Consider the following 14,672-nt stretch of genomic DNA (forward strand, 5'->3'; position numbering starts at 1 on the left):
GGGACCGATTGAACGGATTACTCGATCATTTCACCCTGCCGCCCCACCAGTACTTCACCGGCCTCCTCAAGCTCCTTCAGCACCTGGATGATCCGCATACGGGCTCCGTCAACATCCTGTACCCGCACCGGCCCAAGCCCGTCGGATCTTTCCTTCAGGGAAGCATATTTGGCTTCACCCATTACGTTTCTGAGATGTCCTGCAAGCTCCTCGGGCAGCCGTTTCACCGCCAGGGCAAGATCCCCGGGGTCGGCCTGGGAAAGGAGTTTTCCCAGGGCTCCGGGATCAAGCATCACCAGATCTTCAAACACGAACATCCGCCGTTTAATTTCATCGGCCAGCTCCGGGTCACTGCTCTCTAGGGCGGTTACCAGCTCCATTTCAACCATTCTGGGGAGTAATTCAGAATTTCCACCGTTTTCTCAATACCGCTACAGTTCATATGTACAGGGTTCCGATAGTCATCCAGCTTTCTTCTGATATAGCCGTTCAGGGCGGCATGGAAAAAATCAGGCTGCGAACTGCAGGTGCTCAGCCGGCGAACAATATGCTCCCGGAGCCGTGATTCACTCCGGGCGAGATAATCCGCCCCCAGGGCATGTCCCAGCTGCATGAGAAGGGCCGCCTGAATACTTACCCGTTCCGGGCTCATGAGCTGATGAAGAAAGGCGCCCTGATTCACCGTAAGGGTCTGAATAACCCCCGGAGATTCGTCCCCATACTCCCGACCGTCCCCCGGAAATCCATTCTGCAGCCCCCGGGATGATTGAGCCCAGTGGTTCAGGGCTGCTTTGTCACCGGGCTTTTCCCGGGAGGCATTCAGATTCCCGGAACCCCGTGCCGGATTTCGCCGTTCATCCCTCCCTTCGGCAGCTGAATCCCCGGACAGCTGCTGAAGCCGGGGAAGGCTGTGTGCCAACCCTTCCCGGATTTCCCGGCGTATCATGGACATAAGATGATCTTCCCGTTCACGGTCGTTCGAACCCGGAAGGATCGGAGCGATTTCAAGGCGTTCCCCTTCCAGTGAGGACACAGTGCACTTTTCGATATCCTTTCCGTTGGCCCGGATGCGGCATTGCTCCATTGCGTCAAGTGGAATTTCAAGGCTGTCGCCGGGTTTCAGCCGTTCCAGTTCGCGTAAGGTCAGGGGCTCAATAAGCAGCTCCACCCCCGCCTGAACGGGGAGGCGGCTTACCCGGTCTCTACCAAGACTGCTGCCACCGGGCCGTATCCGGGTATACCAGTAGCTGAAGCTCAGCTGTTCCAGTCTGGATTCCAGGGTGATATACGGATACACACAGCGCAGCTTCCAGCTGCCCAGGGAAGTGCTGATATCGATTTCCGCAAACACCACCATTTCATTGGGAGGGATAATCCGGGCAAACTGGGTGTCGTTCTCCATCCCCTCCAGGCGGATATGATCGTCCTCGAAAAACCACCAGGCAGATCCCAGATCCCCGGCCAGGGAATGGTAGAGAGGTGAAAGAATTTCAATCTCCAGCTCTGTGAGGGAGGAGACGTTCCCGATTGTTTCGGGACCGCTGGCCACTTGTCCCCTGGCCACTTGTCCACCGGGCACTTGACCATCAGTTACTGGGCTTCCAGTACCGGGGCTTCCGGGAACGGAGCCGGTTTGTTCAGGCCTGGTTTGCCCTGACCCTGCAAAACTATCCAGGAGAAGATTGTTTCCCGCCGGGTCGCTTTGGAGCAGGAAGGCACCGGATGATTCATGGAAACGGTACACGGCGAACAGGGAGCGGGGATTGCATAGGTCCAAAAATTCCTGAAAGGTTGACTGATCCACCATGGATACCGAAATCTTCGGTTTCACTTCCAGAAGACCACTCAGCCGATCGGTGAGTTTCCGGGATAGGATCTCGTGTACCAGAGAAATGGTGCGGATCTGGAACCAGCTGAATTTGTCCGGCCTGGTGAAGTCATAAGCCTTGATCCGCAATTCATCCCCAGCCGTGCCCTTGTGGCCCAGTATTATTTCAGGATCATAGTAATCGGGGTATTCCGGCATACCTGCCCCCTTCATCGCTGAGTTTGGTAATTCGAAGGCCGAAGTTTTCATCAATAATCACCACTTCTCCTTCTGCTACCTTTTCGCCCGAGGCATACAATTCCACAGGCTCTCCGGCAATGGAGGTTAATTCCACAATAGAGCCTTCACCCATCCGGTGGAGATCCTCAATCCGGATTCTATTTTCTCCCAGTACCACGGTGACCGGTACGGTCACATCCTTGACTGCATCGAGTTTCATGTTCGCTCCTCTTTCATCTTCCGAATAACAAACCGTATTCCATTCTCATCAGATTTCACCTCGCCCAGGGCGATTACGCTGTCGTTGAGCATCAGCCGGCATTCCCGGGAATCCCATTTCAAATCCCTCTGCCTCTGTCCGGGAAACAGATATTCAAGCTCTCCCGCAGCTGTGGTGAACTCGGCAATCCGGATCCGGGGCTGCAGCCGTATGTTCGATACCGGTGAACTGCCCGGTTTTTTTTCTGTCTTTCCCATACTGCCTCCTTCAATCCTCACACACGTATTGTGTCCCACCGGCATAGAGCGGGCTTACACTATTTTGATTTCCTTGGATTGTAGAACACGCCGGGTGCTGAAGCGTTGATCCCCGGCGGTTTACATCAGGGAAGAACCGTCAGCAGGAGCGCCGGAATTCACCGGGAGTCTGCCCCATAATTTTCTTAAAGTAGCGGTTGAAAAAGGATATGTTGTTGTATCCCAGTGATATGCTGATATCCAGGATACTGGATTCCCCCTGCTTGAGCATTCTGCAGGCCTTTTTCACCCGTACCATGTTGATGTACTCAAAGAGCGAATATCCGCTGCGGGATTTGAATTCCCTGCTGAAACTGCTGGTATTCATGGCACATCTGCGGCGGAAAAACTCAAGAGTGAACTGCTTATCATAATGGAGTTGAATGAAGTTCATTGCATCTTCCATGCTCCAGGGAGATTTATCTTCAAGGCGGATGTATAATCTGGAGTGAAACAGACAGATGAGGTGGACGGCAATGCTGCGCATCATATATTCGCCGGAAGCTGATTCCGCAGATGTCTCACCGGCACAGTGTTCCATGCACCGGGAAACATAATCACAGTCCCCACGCCCTGCTTCCACCTGATGCGATCCCCTGGTGAAATATAATCCTGCTTCCGCCAGTTCCTCCATGGTTTCCTGCCAGATCAGTCCGGGTAAGGAGAGGAAGCGGTTGTCACCCATGAGTTCTATCTTTTCTTTTCTGGACGGAGGGACAAGGATGAGGCACGGAGCATGCACCACCCTGCTGCTCTCATTGTGCAGCAGGGTGACCGCACCTGTCCGCAGCACTCCCAGGTGCCCCTGCAGATAGGGGAGAAAATGAACATGTTCCCTGCATTGAATTAATCCCACTTCATACAGTATATCCGGATGAGAGTTAATGGACTGACACTATTTTCCAAAGATGAGTAATTTTTCCAGGAAAATCAGGGGGCGGCCGCTGACAGTTCCCGCTCCGCTTTGCTCAGCGCATGGGAACTTTTGCGGATAAGTATCAACCCGATGAAAAAGCTGAAGAGAAAACCGGCGGGCTGAGCCAGAAACACCCCGTGGATACCCAGGACTTTGGGGAGAAATATCACCAATGGAATCAGAAAACCTCCCTGCTGACCTGCCGCCAGAATCATGGCGGACCTGCCGTCACCCAGAGCCTGGAATATGCCTCCGAACATCAGCAGCAGCCCGGTAGGAACCATCACCACCGCCATGTAGCGCATGGCCATGCTTCCCATCCTGATTACATCGGGATCCTGGGGGGCGAAAAACCTCATGATTCCCGGGGCGAAAATCATCGCTATGATTCCCGCAACCAGTCCCACCAGTGCTGCGGTTATATACACCACACGGATTCCTTCCCTCACCCGGGGAATGTTTCCCGAACCGTAGTTATATCCCACAAGAGGTTGAAGTCCCTGTGCCAGCCCGATAAGAGCCATCAGAAGCAGCATAAAAATCCGCATAGTCACGCTGATGGCTGCGATGGCAGCATCCCCGAACGCCGAGGCTGCATTGTTCAGGATGCCGAAGGAGACGCTCCCCAGCAGCTGCCGAACCAGGGTAGGCGCACCCAGGGCCATTATTGCCCGGTAGGTTGGCAGGTTGATTCTGACGCTGCCCGGCCGGAGGGGATTAATGGCACCCCGCCCTCGAAGGTAAAAACTGATAAGAAATGCCGTGGAAACCGATTGTGCAATAATGGTGGCCACCGCAGCTCCGGTAATCCCCATATCCAGAACAAAAATGAAGATCGGATCCAGAATAATATTCAGGACCGCACCCAGAATCTGTCCCATGCTGCTGTACAGGGATGCGCCTTCAGAGCGGAGAAGATTGTTCAGCGTCATATTGAGTATCTGGAACACCGAGCCTCCCAATATGATCCGCCCATAGAGACTGCCCTGTGCAATAATTGAATCTGTTGCCCCGAAAACCCTCAGAATGGGTTCTATAAAAATTGCGCCGATGAGGGAGAGAAGCAGGCCCGCCGCCAGTGATGAGTAGAATGCAGTGGCACCTGATTGTTCCGCTTCTTTATATTTATTCTCCCCCATTCTCCGGCTGATTACGCTTGCCGCTCCCATGCCGAAGGTGAGCCCCACTGCGCCGATCAGCTGAAAGAGGGGAAAGACGATTCCGGTGGCGGCTATTGCCGTGGTATCCCGAAGAAAACTGACAAAAACGGTATCCACCACGTTATACACCGCCAGGACAAGCATTCCCGCAATTGCAGGGGCCGCAAGGCTGAACAGGGTTTTGGGGACCGGGCCGTGGGCAAGCAACTGAATTCGCCTGGAGGCCGATGACGCAGGGCTGTTGTGTGAAGAGTCGCTCATTGAAAATCCTTAGTAACGCCGCGAATCTGTTTATTCCGGTAAAAACATCCGAAGGGCAAAACACAGATGACGGTAATTATTTTTACACATCCGTATAATATAAAAAAAGGCGGCCACTGACTATCTTTTATTCAGTGCACCAAAGCTTGTAAAAAAACACAGCGAATTCAAGCAGCAGTAATTCTTTTCCGGTGTATGGTTTATGAACACATTACAACCATACATCACCAGACTGCTGACCCAAATCAGCACAAATTCCCTTGATTTTACTCACCACAGCCCGGTCCCCCACTGCTCAAACCCCCATTGCCCCCGGTTTGCAGACCAGAAACCCCATGATCAGTCATGGTTCAGGTTTCATGGATGCTACTTCACCAAAGCCTTCGGCAGGGTTCCGCGTTATCGCTGTCAGGATTGCGGCAAGACCTTTTCCCTCCAGACATTCCGCATGGATTACTACGTGAAAAAGCCGGTGGACTACATCCAGCTGATTCGCCAGCTTGTCTCTTCCAGCGGACAGGGCAACATGACCCGCTTCACCGGTATGCGCTATGAGCAGATCCAGAACAGATACGAGCGCATCTGCCGGGTACTTCTGGCCATCCATTCTGATATGCGCAAGCTGATCAAACCGGAAGATGAGTTCGCCCTGGACGGCTTTGAATCCTTCAGCGTGAGTCAGTTCTTCCCCAACAACATCAATATCCTGGTGGGAAGCGGCTCAGAGTTGATATACGCAATGGGCTACTCCCAGCTGAGGCGTAAAGGACAGATGACAGATAAACAGAAGCAGAAGCGAACTGACTTGGAGCAAACCCTGGGCAAGGCTCCGGGAAATGCCGTTGAGAAATCGGTCCAGTCCATCCTTACCCACTTGTGTAAATACATGAAAGATAAAGACATACCGGATGTTACGCTGAATACCGACTATCACAAGGCGTATGTTCGGGCCCTTTCGAAGGTGCCTGAGGGCAGGTCCCGGATTCGTCATTGTCAGTATTCATCCACCCTGCCGCGCACCCCGTCAAACCGGCTGTTCCCGGTGAATTATGTGGACCGGCAGTTTCGAAAAGATCAGGCGAACCACGTGAGGGAGTCGGTACAGTTCGCCCGATCTCCTGCAGCAATGATGGTGCGGCTGAGCATATATCAGATGGTGCACAATTATCTCATGCCCCGGAGGGTACGGGATCAGAGAAAAGGAAACTGGAAAACCAGAGGAGAACAGCTTGGAGTCCCGGGATGGAAGCTTCATGAGGTAATCAGAAAACACTGGGATAGGAGAGTTTTTCTGAACAAATGCACATTATGGGAACCTGAGAAGATGACCTGGCTGCTTGGATGGCGAAACCGGGGGATTGATTCAGGCCGCAGGCTGCCGTTTCATGTGTGGGTGTGATTGAGCTGAAGTGTGAGAGACGGGGCGGTCAGGGCTGGTTGTAGACCTGAAATCGGGCTGGATTCCGGATCGATATTTCGGAGCGTATCGGCCGGACTGAGGTGAAAGTTTTTCACAAGCTTTGGTGCACTCTATATTGCATGCAGAAATTTCAGATATTAGCTTGATATTCAAAGTATATCTCGCTATTATCTTGATTATCAAACTATATGCCGGAGTATCCATGGAAGAACCACAGCAGCAATTTTCCAGAATCCTCACAGAATTTTTCGACCGGATGAGCTCATGGGAGCAGGGGCTGGTTGAAGGAAGCGGAATCTCCCTTCCCCAGATGCATGTTCTGGAAACCCTGGGAAATCACCGGAAGCTGAGAATGAAGGAGCTGGCAGAGAAGCTTGGTGTCACCACAGGGACTCTCACAGTGATGGTGCAGCGTCTCCTGCAGAAGGATCTGATCCGGCGTATCCGGGACGAAGAGGACCGAAGATCAAGCTTTATTGATCTCAGCCCCCTGGGAGAGGAGATCTACAAGCGGCATCACAGCCTCCATGACGAGCTCATCGGAGAACTGGTAATCCGCCTGGGTGACCGAGAGAGCGAACACTTCTTTGCTTCCATGGAGAAGGTAATTGAAGTGCTCTGAGAAAATCGGAAATGCATTACAGATGTAAAAAAACAGCCTCGACGGCACAGGTATTGAGCAGGGAGTAGATATGAATCGGCGGGTATGCGACCAAGACATGAAATCAAAAGCAGCATCAGACAATATGAAACGGACGGCAATTGTTGTGGCCATTACTCTCACAACCATGTTCGCAGAGATCTTTTTCGGCATGGTAACCGGCTCCATGTCGCTGCTTGCCGATGGTATTCATATGGGAACCCACGGACTGGCTCTGGGGGTGACCCTGATTGCATATGTCATCAGCGGAAAGCACCGGTACAACAGGAAGTTCAGTTTCAGTTCGGGAAAAGTTGAAGTCCTTGGCGGCTACAGCAACGCCATATTCCTGGGCGTCACCGCGGTTATCATGACCGTCGAATCGGTTGAACGGCTGATATCCCCCGAAGTGGTGGATTTCAGCCAGGCTCTGCTGGTCGCCGTCATCGGACTGGTAATAAATATCGCAAGCGCACTGATTCTCTCTCCGCCCTGGAAGGGACACAATCACCGGCACCACGGGGAACACAGAGACCGGGATACAACCGATTCCAGGGACGATGAACATGACCATAATCTGAAAGCTGCATATCTTCATGTGGTAACCGATGCCCTCACCTCTGTACTGGCGATTTTTGCGCTTCTCAGCGGAAAAGTCTTTTCGGTTACCTGGCCGGATGCCGCCGTGGCGATCCTGGCCGCAGCGGTAATTCTGAAATGGGCGTACGGACTTCTGGTCTCAAGCGGAAAGATTCTGGTGGATTATTATGATAGCGAAAAGGAACTGAAGGAAGTTCGGGAGCTTTTGAAATCCCGGAACCGGGAACTGCAGGATTTTCATCTCTGGAGAACCTCCGCTTCGGAAAAAGCCATGGTTATCAGCGTCATTCCTTCACCCCGGGAGGAGTTGAGCAGCAGAGCGGAACTGACCGAAGAGGTCCGCCGGGATATTGCCCGAAAGTTCAGCCTTCAGCATCTCACCGTGGAGCTCTCCCGGGAATATCAGCCTTAGGATGCGCCGTTGGTCTCCCGGTACTCCCGGGGGCTGATCCCTTCGAACCGTTTAAACACCGTTCCGAAATAGCTGTCGCTTTCAAACCCTACACCGGCGGCAATATCATGAATTCTGGCGTGGGGTTCTTTCAGCAGCCGCTCCTTGGCCCGGTCTATCCTCCGCTGATTGATGTACTCGACGGGGCGCTGGGTGGTGACCGATTTGAAGAGTTCGCAGAAATACTGGGGGTCACATCGATGCTCCGGGCCAGGTCTTCCAGCCCCAGAGGGCGGTGAAGCTCCTTTTCTATGAGATCCAGGGCCGGCTGGAGGCGGTGAATGCTGCCGATATGGGAATCTTCCCCGTCCCGCTCCAGATATTTCAGAAAATCCAGAAGAAGACTGTAGACGATGGCCGAACCGTCAATGCCCCGCATAAGAGCATTGCTCCCCAGTGTCTGCAGAGCCCGTCTGATGAGGGTCTCCACCGCATTGGGATGGCTGAGCTGGTACACCCCGGTTTCCGTCATACCCAGATAGTGGAGCATGCTCTCGGCACTGTTTCCGCTGAAGGTAATCCAGTGGACGTACCAGGGATCCTCCATGCCGTAGTAGCTGTGAGGCTGTCCCGGATAGAGAAGCATGCCCTGTCCCGGTTCAACCCTGTGGGTTTTCCCCCTGTCCTCCAGCACGCCGATTCCCCGGATGGTCTGAATCCATTGAAAAACCGGGAAACCGAAAGGACGCTCTATGGAGTACTGGTAAAAATCGCACCCGGCACCGATTAGCTGAAACGGGAGTTCGTTCTCAATTTCCGTGGGTTTGGACAGGATGAAATCCCCGTCCCTTCGTCCGAGATCATGCTGATTCTTCACTCGCCACTCCTGAATCCTAAAATTGTAATACTCAAATGAATATTTTGAAAGTCTGAGCTTCAGTGGCCCGGGCTTTTTTCTCCGGAGCTGTATTCAGCCTTTTTTGCCGGCCTCCCCGTGGCGGTCTTTTTTTCCAGAAAATGCGATATCAGCCTATATTCTGATATTTTTTCTAATGTTTACCCCCTGCCGTTTTGTATTCACATCCCCGCAAATGAGCTGAATTTCCCGGCAATGCCGTGAATATCTTGAGATTGACCGATTTAAAGGTCGGCAGGACAATGATATATCACATCAACGAGGAGGATGTTTGATGGTACGACGAATGGTAATAATAATGGCTTGTCTGGTACTCCTGGCGCCGTTGGGTCTTGCTGCCAACGGACAGGATGAAGCAGCCGACGACGGTCCCAGAAAACTGGTGATCAATTCCAACCTTTCCGATCCGGCCCCCAAAGCGGCATTTGAGGATCTGGTGAACAGATTCCGTGAAGAATACCCGGATATTGAAGTTACCCTGAACAGCTTCGATCATGAGGCGTATAAAACCGCGATCCGGAACTTCCTGGCTTCCAATCCCCCGGATGTGGCCCTGTGGTTCGCCGGAAACCGCATGAAGTTCTTTGTTGATCAGGGCCTGATCATGGATATTTCCGATCTCTGGGAAGAAGCAGGCTTTAATGATTCAATGGCTTCCAGCCGCCCCACCCTCACCGTTGACGGTAAACAGTACGGCGTACCCTGGGGATACTACCAGTGGGGTATGTTTTACCGTACAGACATTTTTGAGGAATACGGAATCGATGTACCTGAAACCTGGGACGAATTCATGGAAGCCGGCGATACCCTGGTGGAAAACGGCATAACTCCCGTTACCATCGGAACCAAGTTTCTCTGGACTGCAGCCGGCTGGTTCGACTACCTGAACCTGAGAATTAACGGCTACGACTACCACATGGACCTTACCGCCGGAGACGCCAGCTATCTTGATCCTGAACTGGACAGGGTTTTCGAGGTTTGGGAAGATATGATTGACCGGGGATTCTTCCTGGAAAACCATGCCACCTATTCCTGGCAGGAAGCACAGGCACCGTTTATCAACGGAAATGCCGCAATGTACCTGATCGGAAACTTTATTACTCCCGACCTGGAAAGCGCAGGGGTTATCGACAACGTCGGATTCTTCCAGTTCCCGCAGATCAATCCTGAAGTGGGTATGTATGAAGACGCACCCATGGAAGCCTACCTGGTACCTGCCGGGGCGGAAAACGTGGAAGAAGCAAAGCTCTTTCTTGAGTTTGCTTCCAGGGCGGATGTTCTGGCGGACTTTGCCTATGAAGTCGGCAATATTCCCCCGAACAAGAACAGCCGGCCCCCGGAAGACCGCTTTACTCTGGCAGGTTTCGAAATGCTGAACCAGGCCGACGGTCTTGCACAGTTCTACGACCGGGACACCGATCCGGAAATGGCCTCTGTGGGCATGGAAGGTTTTCAGGAGTTCATGGTGAATCCCGACCGTCTCCCGGAAATCCGGGCACGGCTGGATGAAGAACGGAAGAATATTTTCCAGTAATTCGTTTCGCATCGAAATAATCCGCTGCATCCGTCCGGCACATATTGCCGGACGGATGTGCGGGGTTTCAATTTCCCTGTTCCGAGAGGAGTCCCCGCTTTGAAAAAACGTACAGAATACCGTTTCCTGCGTTTACAGTTCACCCTTGCCCCGGTGTATTTTCTTGCCCCGGCTTTTCTGCTGTTTTCCGTGTTTGTCCTCTGGCCCATTGTGCAGAGCATATGGATCAGCTTTCATGAATGGAGCGGCTTCGGAGAAATGACCTGGGTGGGATTCGAAAATTATTCAAAACTCTTTCAGGATAATGATTTTCGCATCTCAATCTTCAACAATATCAAGTGGCTGGTGCTCATGCTCCTGGCCCCGGTAGGCGGGCTCGTACTGGCGCTCTTTCTGAATCAGCAGGTACGGGGAATCCGGATTGTAAAATCCCTGTTCTTTTTCCCCTTCGTCATCAATCTGGTTGTGGTGGGATTGATATTTTCCTGGTTTTACAACCCGGACCTGGGTCTTCTTGCTGCAATTTTCCGGAGCCTGGGGCTGAAGCCCATACCTATTCTGGCGGATGAAAACCTCGCGACCTACGGAATTATTCTTGCCAATCTCTGGCCCCAGACCGCCTACTGCATGATTCTATACCTCACCGGACTCACCAGCATGAATACTCAGGTAATAGAGGCGGGACGAATCGACGGCGCCCACGGCTGGTTAATGTTGAAAAATGTGGTCCTTCCCCAGCTGAGAGGCGCAAGCTTCATAGCAATTGTGGTCACCGTCATCGGTGCCCTGAGAAGTTTTGACCTGATTGCCATTATGACCGCCGGGGGACCCTGGGGACGGTCCAATGTTCTGGCGTATTTTATGTACGATGAAGCCCTGTTCAATTTCAAGATGGGCTATGGCGCCGCCATTGCAGTGATTCTGTTTCTGATTATGTCCATTTTCATAGCATTCTTTCTCAACTCAGTTGTCCGAAACGAGAGGTAAGCCATGTTTCCAACACCAATTCAACGAACCAGCGCTCCTGTACGGGTCATATATCGAATCGCACTGCCTGTGGTTCTCCTGTTCTGGCTTCTGCCCATGCTTGCGATCCTCATCACATCCATCCGGGGAAATGCGGATATCATCGCCGGGAATTACTGGGGCTGGCCCACAGAGTTCAAAATGGTGGAAAATTATTCGGAGGTGTTTAACCCTGCCCGCTCGCCGATGCTGTTGTATCTGAGGAACTCAATAATCATCACCCTTCCTTCGGTGTTTTTCGCCGTATTTTTCAGCGCCATGGCAGGCTATGGTCTGGCCATTCATAAATTCAAGGGCCGGATTCTCATCTATGCCATGTTTATCGCCGGGAATTTTGTTCCTTTTCAAATACTGATGATACCGGTACGAACCATATTTTCAAATCTCGATTTGCTGGATACCCTGCTTGCCCTGATTATCTTTCACACCGCCTTTCAGATAGGGTTCGCAACGTTTTTTCTCAGAAATTTCATTGCCGATTTGCCCATGGCCCTGGTGGAATCCGCCCGTATTGAGGGAGCCACAGAGCTGACCATATTCTTCCGGGTCATTTTACCCCTGATCCGGCCGGCTCTGGCCTCCCTGGGCGTACTGCTGTTTACATTTATCTGGAACGATTTCTTCTGGGCGCTCACTCTGGTTCAAAGCGACGCTGCCCGGCCCATCACCTTTGGTCTTCAGGCGCTGAGAGGCCAATGGTCGATATCCTGGAACCTGATAGCCGCCGGTTCTGTGGTTGCTGCGGTCCCCTCTATTCTGGTGTTCTTTGTCCTGCAGCGACAGTTTATTCAGGGTCTAACGTTCGGCGGAGTGAAGGGCTGAGCAGATGATTCACATAGATGAATATCTTGATCACGGCCCGCGGTTCCGCCTGGATGCCGGAGAGGCAAGCTACGCCTTCATGATTTTTGACCGGCGGTTTCCGGTACACCTGTACTGGGGGGGCCGGCTCAGCCGGATGCCCGACCCCGGCGCAATTCTCCGTCCCTGCCCCCGGGACTACGCAGTACTCAGGCAGGGCAGTTCCGACTTCAGCCCCTGGCCTGAGAGCGGGGCCGGCTACACTCCCTCCACCATGCCTATGGAACTGGGTGTATGGGGCTGGGGTGATGACCGGCCCGGTTCGGTTCATATCCGCTACGCCGACGGCACTCCCGGAACGGAACTGGTGTATGAGGGCTGGGAAATCCCGGGTTCACCTCTCCAGCCTGAGGGCATGCCCCTGATTCATGAACAGGCCGCAGAATGTGAAACCCTCAGGATTACACTCAAGGATCCCGCCCGCAGTCTCAGACTGCACATGCATTATACGGTTCATGAACGGATGAACGCAGTAATCCGCTGGATCCGGTTTGAAAACTCCGGCGATGATCCGGTGATTCTGAACAATCCGCCGGCCTTCAGCCTGGACCTTCAGGGTACCGGAAAAAGTCTGGTGAGACTGCAGGGCGGATGGGCGTCGGAACGGCATGTGGACGCCCGGGCCCTTCCCCCAGGAATCAGCAGGCAGGAAAGCAGGGCCGGAGCGGTGGGACACGGTCAGACGCCGTTCATTGCCCTGGGTGATCCGGGAGCCCATGAATTCTCCGGAACCGTCCGGGCATTCAGCCTTGCCTACAGCGGAAATTTCTACGCTCAGACCGCAGCGGATGAACACATGAACTGCCGGGTGAGCATGGGCGTCAATCAATACCGGGGAAATCTGGCTACCGGAGAAACCTTCGATACACCTGCAGCGGTCCTGGTTTACTCCAACCGCGGGTTTTCCGGAATGAGCGGGAACTTTCACCACCTGATCCGGGATTTCATCCAGAGTAAAGAGCTGAGAGAATGGCCCCGTCACGTGATCATCAACAGCTGGGAGGCCATGTACTTTGACGTCACCGAGAAAAAGATCCTCAACCTGGCCCGGAAGGGAAAGGAGGTCGGAGCCGAACTGCTGGTACTGGATGACGGCTGGTTTTCCGCCAGGAGAAACGATCAAACTTCCCTGGGTGACTGGGATTACAACCACAGGCGCTTCCCCCGTGGGCTGGGAGCTCTGGGGGATGATATCCGGGGTATGGGGCTGAAGTTCGGCATCTGGATGGAACCGGAAATGGTATCTCCGGACAGCCGGCTCTACCGTGAACATCCCCGCTGGATCATATCAATCCCCGAACGCACCCCCAGCCTGGCCCGGCATCAGCTCATTCTGGATCTCTCCCGGGATGAGGTGGTCGACTATCTGAAGCAAACTATGACGAAGGTGCTGAAGGAAGCCCGGCCCGACTATCTGAAATGGGACATGAACAGGAACATTACCGAACCCGGCTTCCCCGCCCTTTCCGGGGAACGGCAGGGAGAGGGAATGCACCGCTACATTCTGGGACTCTACCGGCTCATACGATACATCCGTCAGGAATTCCCCCACATGATTATCGAAGGCTGTGCCGGCGGAGGCGGGCGGATGGACCTTTCCATGACGGCATATTCTCCCCGGTTCTGGACCAGCGACCAGACCGACGCCGTGGAGAGGCTTCCGATTCAATACGGCAGCAGTCTGATATTTCCTCCGGAAACACTGGGCGCACATGTATCGGCGGTTCCCAACCATCAGGTGGGGCGCATCACCCCCCTGGAAAGCCGGTGCATCACTGCGGCTGCCTTCTCCTTCGGCTGCGAGCTGAATCCGGCCGGCTTATCCGCGGGTGAACGGCAGATTCTGAAAGCATGGTCCCTTCGCTACCGGGAGCTGAGAGACATGATCCGGAGGGGAAATTTCTACCGACTCCGGGGACCGCTGGAACCGGGCTGGCAGACATCCCTGCCAGAATCACCGGAGTTCGCCCGATCCCGCAGCTATGCCTGGATGCTTGCCTCCCGGGATTTCCAGACTCTTGGGGTATTCTTTCACAGACCCGTGAAAACCGGACTATCCCGATCTATTCCACTCAGGCTGTATCTTCCCGATTCCTGCCTCCAGGACAGCTACCGGGAAAAATTCAGCGGAAACGTTTATGAAGGCGCAACCCTACGGGATTCCGGTATTCACTGTGAGGAAGCCGACGGGGATTACATGAGCAGATTCATGCTTCTCACGAGAGAATAAATTTTCGAGGAATCATCGATGCCGGAGTTCACAGGAGCTGCATTATGAATATTGATATTGCCGGGCTGAAACGGATATGGAACGACCCGGAAATAACCGGGATCAACCGCCTTGAAATGCGCCCCGATATTTCCTGGCATCCCGACCTGGAAAC

Annotated in this window: 14 protein-coding genes and 1 pseudogene; 7 read left to right on the top strand and 8 right to left on the bottom strand. The window is 53.3% G+C overall.

Translation table 11 applies throughout. From position 1 onward, the window contains the following. Nucleotides 1-17: 17 nt before the first annotated feature. From L21SP2_RS12970 to L21SP2_RS12990, 6 genes are all read right to left on the bottom strand, one after another. Complete coding sequence (locus tag L21SP2_RS12970; RefSeq protein WP_024268994.1) at nt 18-380, bottom strand: FliG C-terminal domain-containing protein; 363 nt, start codon at nt 378-380, stop codon at nt 18-20. Further along, nucleotides 368-2,026 carry a flagellar motor switch protein FliM gene (locus L21SP2_RS17480; protein WP_024268995.1) on the bottom strand — a complete coding sequence of 553 codons (1,659 nt, stop codon included), beginning with the start codon at nt 2,024-2,026 and terminating at the stop codon, nt 368-370. The genes L21SP2_RS12970 and L21SP2_RS17480 overlap by 13 nt, the downstream gene beginning before the upstream one ends. Next, nucleotides 2,001-2,267 (bottom strand): flagellar motor switch protein FliN, encoded by a 267-nt coding sequence (gene fliN, locus L21SP2_RS12975; RefSeq protein ID WP_024268996.1) that lies wholly within the window; start codon nt 2,265-2,267, stop codon nt 2,001-2,003. Before fliN ends, L21SP2_RS17480 begins: the two co-directional genes overlap by 26 nt. Then, complete coding sequence (locus L21SP2_RS12980; protein WP_024268997.1) at nt 2,264-2,524, bottom strand: hypothetical protein; 261 nt, start codon at nt 2,522-2,524, stop codon at nt 2,264-2,266. The genes fliN and L21SP2_RS12980 overlap by 4 nt, the downstream gene beginning before the upstream one ends. 139 nt (nt 2,525-2,663) lie before the next feature. Next, nucleotides 2,664-3,419 carry a helix-turn-helix domain-containing protein gene (locus L21SP2_RS12985; protein ID WP_024268998.1) on the bottom strand — a complete coding sequence of 252 codons (756 nt, stop codon included), beginning with the start codon at nt 3,417-3,419 and terminating at the stop codon, nt 2,664-2,666. 74 nt (nt 3,420-3,493) lie between these two features. After that, nucleotides 3,494-4,900 (bottom strand): MATE family efflux transporter, encoded by a 1,407-nt coding sequence (locus L21SP2_RS12990; protein WP_024268999.1) that lies wholly within the window; start codon nt 4,898-4,900, stop codon nt 3,494-3,496. Between the two features lie 202 nt (nt 4,901-5,102). On the opposite strand from L21SP2_RS12990, the gene L21SP2_RS12995 reads away from it, so the two are divergent. The 3 genes from L21SP2_RS12995 to dmeF all read left to right on the top strand — a co-directional run bounded on the left by L21SP2_RS12995 (nt 5,103) and on the right by dmeF (nt 7,972). After that, nucleotides 5,103-6,299 (top strand): hypothetical protein, encoded by a 1,197-nt coding sequence (locus L21SP2_RS12995; RefSeq protein WP_041401597.1) that lies wholly within the window; start codon nt 5,103-5,105, stop codon nt 6,297-6,299. 223 nt (nt 6,300-6,522) lie between these two features. Continuing rightward, on the top strand, nt 6,523-6,942 hold the full coding sequence (locus tag L21SP2_RS13000) for a MarR family winged helix-turn-helix transcriptional regulator (RefSeq protein ID WP_024269002.1): 420 nt from the start codon (nt 6,523-6,525) through the stop codon (nt 6,940-6,942). 97 nt (nt 6,943-7,039) lie between these two features. Then, complete coding sequence (gene dmeF, locus L21SP2_RS13005; protein WP_024269003.1) at nt 7,040-7,972, top strand: CDF family Co(II)/Ni(II) efflux transporter DmeF; 933 nt, start codon at nt 7,040-7,042, stop codon at nt 7,970-7,972. On the opposite strand, the gene L21SP2_RS19285 is transcribed toward dmeF, so the two are convergent. Then, complete coding sequence (locus tag L21SP2_RS19285) at nt 7,969-8,334, bottom strand: helix-turn-helix transcriptional regulator (protein ID WP_081719720.1); 366 nt, start codon at nt 8,332-8,334, stop codon at nt 7,969-7,971. The genes dmeF and L21SP2_RS19285 overlap by 4 nt on opposite strands. A gap of 29 nt (nt 8,335-8,363) precedes the next feature. Further along, nucleotides 8,364-8,828: pseudogene (locus tag L21SP2_RS13010) on the bottom strand (AraC family ligand binding domain-containing protein); the annotation flags it as partial. 313 nt (nt 8,829-9,141) lie between these two features. On the opposite strand from L21SP2_RS13010, the gene L21SP2_RS13015 reads away from it, so the two are divergent. From L21SP2_RS13015 to L21SP2_RS13030, 4 genes are all read left to right on the top strand, one after another. After that, entirely contained in the window at nt 9,142-10,401 is a 1,260-nt protein-coding gene (locus L21SP2_RS13015) for an ABC transporter substrate-binding protein (protein WP_024269005.1), read from the top strand. Between the two features lie 99 nt (nt 10,402-10,500). Further along, on the top strand, nt 10,501-11,388 hold the full coding sequence (locus L21SP2_RS13020) for a carbohydrate ABC transporter permease (RefSeq protein ID WP_024269006.1): 888 nt from the start codon (nt 10,501-10,503) through the stop codon (nt 11,386-11,388). A gap of 3 nt (nt 11,389-11,391) precedes the next feature. Further along, nucleotides 11,392-12,249: a carbohydrate ABC transporter permease gene (locus L21SP2_RS13025; protein ID WP_024269007.1), complete on the top strand. Its 858-nt coding sequence runs from the start codon at nt 11,392-11,394 to the stop codon at nt 12,247-12,249. 4 nt (nt 12,250-12,253) lie between these two features. After that, nucleotides 12,254-14,518, top strand: a complete 2,265-nt coding sequence (locus L21SP2_RS13030; RefSeq protein WP_024269008.1) for an alpha-galactosidase — start codon at nt 12,254-12,256, stop codon at nt 14,516-14,518. Nucleotides 14,519-14,672: the final 154 nt, after the last annotated feature.

This window comes from Salinispira pacifica, assembly GCF_000507245.1.
Lineage (GTDB): Bacteria > Spirochaetota > Spirochaetia > DSM-27196 > Salinispiraceae > Salinispira > Salinispira pacifica.